The 7,444-nt window shown below is 65.1% G+C and carries 6 protein-coding genes; 5 read left to right on the top strand and 1 reads right to left on the bottom strand.

Annotated elements, in window-relative coordinates:
• Positions 1–316 precede the first annotated feature (316 nt).
• The 5 genes from clpB to ACK543_RS04195 all read left to right on the top strand — a co-directional run bounded on the left by clpB (position 317) and on the right by ACK543_RS04195 (position 6,768).
• The gene (clpB, locus tag ACK543_RS04175; RefSeq protein WP_409941596.1) at positions 317–2,908 is read left to right on the top strand and encodes an ATP-dependent chaperone ClpB; all 2,592 of its coding nucleotides are present in this window, start codon (positions 317–319) and stop codon (positions 2,906–2,908) included.
• Positions 2,909–2,986: 78 nt separating this feature from the next.
• The gene (locus ACK543_RS04180) at positions 2,987–3,340 is read left to right on the top strand and encodes a hypothetical protein (protein ID WP_409941597.1); all 354 of its coding nucleotides are present in this window, start codon (positions 2,987–2,989) and stop codon (positions 3,338–3,340) included.
• 110 nt (positions 3,341–3,450) lie between these two features.
• Complete coding sequence (locus ACK543_RS04185) at positions 3,451–4,890, top strand: coniferyl aldehyde dehydrogenase (RefSeq protein ID WP_409941598.1); 1,440 nt, start codon at positions 3,451–3,453, stop codon at positions 4,888–4,890.
• A 185-nt stretch (positions 4,891–5,075) separates the two neighbouring features.
• Positions 5,076–5,594 carry an N-acetyltransferase family protein gene (locus ACK543_RS04190; RefSeq protein ID WP_409941599.1) on the top strand — a complete coding sequence of 173 codons (519 nt, stop codon included), beginning with the start codon at positions 5,076–5,078 and terminating at the stop codon, positions 5,592–5,594.
• Positions 5,595–5,607: 13 nt separating this feature from the next.
• Positions 5,608–6,768, top strand: a complete 1,161-nt coding sequence (locus ACK543_RS04195) for a methyltransferase (RefSeq protein ID WP_409941600.1) — start codon at positions 5,608–5,610, stop codon at positions 6,766–6,768.
• Between the two features lie 3 nt (positions 6,769–6,771).
• On the opposite strand, the gene ACK543_RS04200 is transcribed toward ACK543_RS04195, so the two are convergent.
• The gene (locus tag ACK543_RS04200; protein ID WP_409941601.1) at positions 6,772–7,038 is read right to left on the bottom strand and encodes a hypothetical protein; all 267 of its coding nucleotides are present in this window, start codon (positions 7,036–7,038) and stop codon (positions 6,772–6,774) included.
• Positions 7,039–7,444 lie beyond the last annotated feature (406 nt).

Raw genomic sequence — 7,444 nt, forward strand, 5'->3', positions numbered from 1 at the left:
CATGAATTTGGTATCGTTGTTCTCGGCTCAGGTGTGTATAGGGCATCGTGTCTTTCCATGACGGCTAGGTCGGGGAGGACATCCTATGCCTCCTGAGCCAACCTAGCTTTTTAACGATGCACTTTGTTGTTGAATCCGCGAATAAAAAGTGCCAGTTACGCGCGATGCTGCTCAATTTTGTGCTATCTAAAACATAGCAAACATTGTTTTGTGGCTGTGATGCACTGCTGACGCAAGTCAAGTCTCCAAACCCCGGGCTGCCTTGAAATACGGCAGCTGCCGCCCAACGTGTTGGGTCATCCGGAGGACTTAGACCATGCGTCTCGACAAATTCACCACCAAGTTCCAGGAGGCCCTGGGCGACGCCCAGAGCCTGGCCCTGGCCCATGACAACGCCTACATCGAGCCCGTGCACGTGCTGCTGGCCATGCTCAAGCAAGACGATGGCCCCAAGGCGCTGCTGCAGCGCGCGGGCGTCAATGTGCCCGGCATGACCGTGGCGGCTGAGGCGGCCATCAAGCGCCTGCCCCAGGTGCAAGGGCACGACCAGGTGCAGGGCGGGCCCGAGCTGGGCCGCGTGCTCCAGGCCACCGAGAAGGAAGGCATCAAGCGCGGCGACCAGTTCATTGCCAGCGAGCTCTTTTTGCTGGCGCTGATCGACAGCAAGGGCGATGCTGCCCAGATCGCCAAAGACAACGGCCTCACGCGCAAGAGCCTGGAAGCCGCCATCACCGCCGTTCGCGGCGGCCAGAAGATGGACAGCGCCGAAGCCGAAGGCCAGCGCGGTGCGCTGCAAAAGTACTGCCTGGACCTCACCGAACGCGCCAGGGCGGGCAAGCTTGACCCTGTGATTGGCCGCGACGACGAAATCCGCCGCGCCATCCAGGTGCTGCAGCGGCGCAGCAAAAACAACCCGGTGCTCATTGGCGAGCCCGGCGTGGGCAAGACGGCCATTGTGGAAGGCCTGGCCCAGCGCATCGTGGCGGGCGAGGTGCCCGAGTCGCTCAAGGACAAGCGGGTCCTCTCACTGGACATGGCCGCGCTGCTGGCGGGTGCCAAATACCGCGGCGAGTTTGAAGAGCGCCTGAAAATCGTGCTGAACGAGCTGGCCAAGGACGAGGGCCAGACCATCGTCTTCATCGACGAGCTGCACACCATGGTGGGTGCAGGCAAGGGCGAAGGGGCGATGGATGCAGGCAACATGCTCAAGCCCGCCCTGGCCCGCGGCGAGCTCCATTGCGTGGGCGCCACCACGCTCGACGAGTACCGCAAGTACATCGAAAAAGACGCAGCCCTGGAGCGCCGCTTCCAGAAAATTCTGGTGGGCGAGCCCACGGTGGAGGCCACCATTGCCATCCTGCGCGGCCTGCAAGAGAAGTACGAGGCGCACCACGGCGTCGAAATCACCGACCCGGCCATCGTGGCCGCAGCCGAGTTGAGCAACCGCTACATCACCGACCGCTTTTTGCCCGACAAGGCGATTGACCTGATCGATGAGGCCGCCGCCAAGATCAAGATCGAAATCGACTCCAAGCCCGAGGCCATCGACAAGCTCGACCGCCGCCTGATCCAGTTGCAGATCGAGCGCGAGGCCGTGCGCCGCGAAAAGGACGAGGCATCGCAAAAGCGCTTTGGCCTGATCGAGGGGGAAATCGATCGCCTGCAAAAAGACATTGCCGACCTGGAGGAAATCTGGACCAGCGAAAAGGCGCAGGCCCAGGGCTCGGCCCAGGTGCGCGAAGAGATCGAACGCATCAAGCTGCAAATCGTTGAATTCACCCGCAAGGGGGATCTGACCAAGGTGTCCGAGCTGCAATACGGCCGCCTGCCCGACCTGGAGCGCAAGCTCAAGGAAGCCCAGGCCAAGGAAGAAGGCAAAGACGGCGCGTCTGCGCCCAACCGGCTGCTGCGCACCCAGGTGGGCGCTGAGGAAATCGCCGAGGTGGTCAGCCGCGCCACGGGTATCCCGGTCTCCAAGATGATGCAGGGCGAGAAAGACAAGCTGCTGCAGATGGAAACCAAACTGCACGAACGCGTGGTGGGGCAGGACGAAGCCATCCTGGCCGTAGCCAACGCCATCCGCCGCTCGCGCTCGGGCCTGTCGGATCCGAACCGGCCCACGGGCTCGTTCCTGTTCCTGGGCCCCACGGGCGTGGGCAAGACCGAGCTGTGCAAGGCGCTGGCGGGTTTTCTGTTTGACAGCGAAGACCACCTCGTGCGCATCGACATGAGCGAGTTCATGGAAAAGCACTCGGTGGCCCGCCTGATCGGCGCGCCGCCCGGCTATGTGGGCTACGAGGAGGGCGGCTACCTGACCGAGGCCGTGCGCCGCAAGCCCTACAGCGTGCTGCTGCTCGACGAGGTGGAAAAGGCGCACCCCGACGTGTTCAATGTGCTGCTGCAAGTGCTCGACGATGGCCGCCTGACCGATGGCCAGGGCCGTACCGTGGACTTCAAAAACACCGTGATCGTGATGACCAGCAACATCGGCTCGCACCTGATCCAGGCCATGGTGGGGCAGGACGCGCAGGACATCAAGGATGCGGTGTGGGGCGAACTGAAGAACCACTTCCGGCCCGAGTTTCTCAATCGCATTGATGAAACCGTGGTGTTCCATGCGCTGGATGCGCAGCACATTGCCTCGATCGCCAAGATCCAGCTGCAACTGCTGCAAGCCCGTCTGGCCCGGATGGATTTGGAGCTGCAGGTCTCCGATGCTGCCTTGGCAGAATTGGCCAAGGTCGGGTTCGATCCGGTGTTCGGTGCGCGGCCGCTCAAGCGCGCCATTCAGCAGCGCATCGAGAATCCGCTGTCCAAGCTCTTGCTGGAAGGGCGCTTTGCGCCCAAGAGCGCGATTGCGGTCACGGTCAACCCGGTGCTGGAGCCGGGAGTATTTCAGTTTGCTTGAGCGCTGGACTTGGCGGTGTGGCGCGGTGGCGGGTGCTGCCATTGCGCCCTGGCCGGCTTTGTGAACAGGAGTTTTCGCGTGAATGACGTTGTTGCCGGCATCGCCCGGTTGCTGGTGTGGCTGGTGGCTGCGGCTGCCGGGCTGGTGATGATGGCAAGCTTTGCGGTGGCAGCGCTGGTGCTGGCGGCCGCGTGGGGCCTGCGCGCAGGGTGGGCGCGGCTCATGGGCCGCCCCATCAACCCCTGGGTGATGCGCATGGATCCGCGAGCGGGCTTTGGCACCGTGTTCCGTTCTGCCCGGTGGTCAGCCACGTCCCGGTCGGGCCGGGTGGCCCCGGATCAATCGGGTGCGGGCGCTGCGCCGTCGCGGCGCGGCGGCGTGCTGCCGGGCGCGCAGGAGGTGACGGACGTTGAGGCACGGCAGGTTCGCTAACGTTCTTCGCAGCCGCTTGCCCACAGACCGCCCGGCTTGGCAGAGCGCAGGCGGTTTTTTTTCGCCCTGTTGCGCCGCGCGTGTTCCAGGGCGTCTTCTATGATGCAGCCATGACCCTCGCCGAGATCCGTTCCCGTTTCGAACTACAGCGCGAGGCCAGCCGCGAACAGGTCGATGTACCACTGCTGGTGCGCCGCGAGCGCCTGCTGCGCGTGCGCAAGCTGCTCGACGACAACGGCCCGGTGCTGGCCGCCGCCGTGCAGGCCGACTTTGGCATGCGCTCGCCACGGCTCACCGAGGTGGCCGACTTTCTGGTGCTGCACACGCTGCTCTCGCACACGCTGCGGCATTTGTCCCGCTGGAGCCGGCCGCACAAGGTGCGCACGCCGCTGCACCTGCAGCCCGCACGGGGCTACATCTACCGCCAGCCGCTGGGTGTCGTGGGTGTGATATCGCCCTGGAACTACCCGGTGCAACTGGCCCTTGCGCCCGCCATCACGGCCCTGGCCGCAGGCAACCGCGTGATGCTCAAGCCCAGCGAGCTCACGCCGCACACGTCCGCCCAGCTCGCGCGACTGGTGGCGCAATTTTTCACGCCGGACGAGTTCTGCGTGGTGCAGGGCAATGCCGACCTGGCGGCGCAGTTTGCATCGCTGCCTTTCGACCACCTGGTGTTTACCGGTTCCACCGCCGTGGGGCGCAAGGTGGCGCAGGCGGCAGCGCAGCACCTCACGCCCACCACGCTGGAGCTGGGCGGCAAGTCACCCTGCATCATCGACGGCGACTGCGACATGCACGATGCAGCGCTCAAGATTGCCCACGGCAAGCTGCTCAATGCCGGGCAAACCTGCATCGCACCCGACTACGTCCTGCTGCCGCGCGGGCGCGAGGCCGAGTTTTCACAGGCCTATCGGGCCGCCGTAGCGCGCCTGTTTCCCACCATCGAGGGCAACGGCGACTACGCCTCCATCATCCATGCCCGCCACCTTGAGCGACTGCACACCATGCTGCAACAGGCGCAGACGCAGGGTGCCGAGGTGCAGGTGATCGACCCCACCGCAGGCAAGCCGCCGGTGCACACCCAGGGTACGCTGGGCGACGGTGTCAGTCGGCAGATGCTGCCGGTGCTGGTGTTTGGCGCCACCTCTGGCATGCAGCTCATGCAGGAGGAAATTTTCGGCCCGGTGCTGCCCGTGATCGCTTACGAGACGCTGGACGACGCCATCGCCCACATCAACGCGGGGCCGCGCCCTTTGGCGCTGTACTGGTTTGGCCAGAGCGAGACAGTGCGCGACGATGTGCTGCGCCGCACGGTCAGCGGTGGCGTGACGGTGAACGACACGCTGATGCACATTGCGCACGACAACCTCCCGTTTGGCGGGGTGGGTGACAGCGGCTGGGGTGCGTACCACGGCGAGCAGGGCTTCCTGCGGTTTTGCCATCAAAAGTCGGTGCTGGTGCAGTCGCGCTGGTCGATGGGCTCGCTGTTCTACCCGCCTTACGGCCCGCGCTTTGACCACCTCATGGGCATGCTGCGCCGCTGGCTGTAGCCGGCCGATGCCTGGGCTTTAAGACATCCCAGCGCCCATGACGGTGCTGCGGATGTGCGGCCAGGCAGGCGTTCAAGCTCATCATCCCTCGTGGACCGTGCCGCTGGGGCAGGGAGCCAATAACCATTTGCGGCGACAATGCCGGTCCTTTCGTTTTTTCTTTCCCGTTGTCGTTCGGTTGTCCCATGTCCAGTATCCAGGTTCGTCCCGCCACGCTTCGCGATGCCAAGGCCATCGCCCAGATCCACACCATCTCTGCCCAAGAGGTCTACAAGGGATTGGTTCCAGACGAGCAGCTCAAATCCATGTCGGTTGAAAAGCGTCAGGCCTACTGGCGCGAAGCCATTGAGTATTGCGAACCCCAGGTGCAGGTGGCCGTTGACGGCGAGAAGATCGTCGGCTTCGTTGGCTACGACCGCTCGCGCGACGAAAAATCGCGCCCCACCACCGGCGAGATCTGGGCGATCTATGCAGCCCCCACGCACTGGAGTCAGGGCGTCGGCCTGGCGCTGTGGGATGCGGCCCGCGATGGCCTTCAGGAAGAAGGCTGTACCAACGTGACCGCATGGGTGCCGCTGCGCAACGAGCGCGCCATCCGTTTTCACGAGCTTGCAGGCTTCAAGCGCGAGCTCTCCACCGCCAAGACTGCCGTGGTGGGTGGCGTGAAGATCGAAGAAGTGCGTCTGAAGCGCCCGATTAACTGATCCGGTATCGCACATGATCGAATGGAGCCACCAGGGCCAGACACACCAAGCCCTGTGGCGCTCCGAAAGCGGCGCACCTGCGCCGCGTCGCGTGGTGGTGGCCGACGACACGCTGGCCGCTGACACCGCCTTTCGCATGGCCTGCGAAGGCACTGGCCTGCTGTGGCAGGGCGACTTTCAAAACGCCCGCATGCTGGTGCAGGCGCTGATGCGCCGCATCGACCGGCGGGGCAGCAAGCCACGCAAGGCCGCTGCGGCCAAGGCAGCATCCAAGGCCGCTGCGGCCACACCTGCCGAGGCATTCCACTTGCACCGACAGGCGCAGTCGCAGCGCGCGCGCGTGCTGGCCTCGGTGCTGATCCCGCTGGAGGGGGACTACCGTGTGGCCCTGCGGCGCGCGCCCGACCTGCGCCCGGCCTGCACCGAGGCGTGGGGCCCGGCCGATGGCAAGCCCTCGGTGGCTTCGCTGCGCGAACTGCTGGGCCTGGTGGGTGCGCACGAATGGCGCAAAAAGGGTGTGGAAGTGCCCGCCCTGGGGGCCGCGCCTAACAACCGCATTCACCCGCACTACGGCGTGTTTTCGCCGGTGCGCGGCGAATATGTCGATCTGATAGCCACACCGCCCCTGCCTGCCAACACGCTGGCCTTTGACATCGGTGCCGGAACCGGCGTGCTGTCGGCCGTGCTGGCAAGGCGCGGCGTTGGGCGCGTGGTGGCAACGGACCTGGACCCGCGCGCGCTGGCCTGCGCCCGTGAAAATCTGCAGCGGCTGGGCGTTTTGGCACAGGTGGAGGTGGTGCAGGCCGATCTGTTTCCGCCCGGCCGTGCGCCGCTCGTGGTGTGCAACCCGCCATGGGTGCCCGCGCGCGCCAGTTCGCCCATCGAGCGGGCCGTGTACGACGAAGGCAGCACCATGCTGCGGGGGTTTCTGGCCGGGCTGGCTGCCCACCTGGAGCCGGGTGGTGAGGGGTGGCTCGTCCTCTCGGACCTGGCCGAACACCTGGGCCTGCGCCCACGCGCACAACTGCTCGAATGGATTGCCGGGGCAGGCCTTGTGGTGCTGGGCCGCCAGGATGTGAAGCCCCGCCACGGCAAGGCGGGCGACGCCTCCGACGCGCTCCATGCCGCTCGCGCGGCGGAGGTCACATCCTTGTGGCGCCTTGCCGCCGCTTAGCCGCTATCCGTGGCCGGGCATGGCGCCTTGTTGGTGTCGCGCTGCGGGCAGGTCAGGCGGCTCTTCAGTGCCGTGGTGGGCGGGGCTGTGAAGGTAGCCCTGGCGCACCAGATGCTCGACCATGTGGGTGCCCATGCCGTAGTACACAGCCTGCAGGTCATGCAGCGACCGGCCGTCGGCCAACAAGAGCAGGGATCGTTCGCGAAGGCTCAGCATTCGGACGCCGGTCGAGAGTTCGCGTTGTGCTTTTTCGGTGCGTTGCAGCAGCATGGCAGGGGCTTTGGCGGGAGCGATACGCCATTGCAACGCCGCGCCGTGACGCTGTGATGACCGCCTGCAGCACAATAGCGGCATAGCCTGCTGGCGCAAGGGGCAGGATTGAACCTAAAAACGGCAGTTAACCGCTTGTAATCTTGCCGCACACCGCGTGGACTCGGGGCTTGCGTTGTTTTCGCAGCCTCACCTTTAGGGAGACAGCGCTATGCACTTGCCAGCACCGCTTTTGGAGCGCCATGCGGTGTTGCTCCTCCTTGCAGGCACGAGCCTGCCGCGTCGTCGCGCCTTGCCTGGCACCCCAACAGCAGCGCTGGCAAATGCATCCAATTGCCGTTTTTATTGAGTCGGCACCTTTGAACTTGAACCAGCCGTTCGGGCTGAGCCTGTCGAAGCCTTGCGC

Origin of the sequence: Acidovorax sp. (genome assembly GCF_046341535.1) — a bacterium.
In the GTDB taxonomy this organism is placed as follows: domain Bacteria; phylum Pseudomonadota; class Gammaproteobacteria; order Burkholderiales; family Burkholderiaceae_C; genus Acidovorax.

Bases quoted from the DNA above. Each gene is read 5' to 3' on its own strand.
- clpB (WP_409941596.1), top strand. From the start codon at position 317: ATGCGTCTCGACAAATTCACCACCAAGTTCCAGGAGGCCCTGGGCGAC.
- ACK543_RS04185 (WP_409941598.1), top strand. From the start codon at position 3,451: ATGACCCTCGCCGAGATCCGTTCCCGTTTCGAACTACAGCGCGAGGCC.
- ACK543_RS04195 (WP_409941600.1), top strand. From the start codon at position 5,608: ATGATCGAATGGAGCCACCAGGGCCAGACACACCAAGCCCTGTGGCGC.
- ACK543_RS04190 (WP_409941599.1), top strand. From the start codon at position 5,076: ATGTCCAGTATCCAGGTTCGTCCCGCCACGCTTCGCGATGCCAAGGCC.
- ACK543_RS04200 (WP_409941601.1), bottom strand. From the start codon at position 7,038: ATGCTGCTGCAACGCACCGAAAAAGCACAACGCGAACTCTCGACCGGC.